Genomic DNA, 282 nt, shown 5'->3' on the forward strand with positions numbered 1-282 from the left:
CACCACCACCGCACGATGCTCCAGACCCGCACGGCCCACCGCCAGCGACACACCCACATCCACCGCACGCACACCCTCATGCGCGTCCACCCACGCCAGCAACCGCCCCGCCTGCTCCCGCAACGCCGCCGCACTCCTGCCCGACAACGCCCACACCACACACCCACCACCAGCCACCAGACCCGGCTCCCCCACCGACCCCGGCCCCGACCCCGGCTCCAACCCCTCCTCCACCGGCGCCTGCTCCACCACCACATGCGCATTCGTCCCACTGAAACCGAA

1 protein-coding gene is annotated in these 282 nt (G+C 71.6%); it reads right to left on the reverse strand.

Going from position 1 to position 282, the window contains the following annotated elements; all coding sequences use genetic code 11:
* The coding region (locus tag LMU33_RS41070) for a CurL C-terminal domain-containing protein (protein WP_443728993.1) at positions 1–255 on the reverse strand (255 nt) is incomplete at its 3' end.
* Between the last annotated feature and the right edge of the window lie 27 nt (positions 256–282).

The organism is Streptomyces barringtoniae (genome assembly GCF_020819595.1).
In the GTDB taxonomy this organism is placed as follows: Bacteria; Actinomycetota; Actinomycetes; order Streptomycetales; family Streptomycetaceae; genus Streptomyces; species Streptomyces barringtoniae.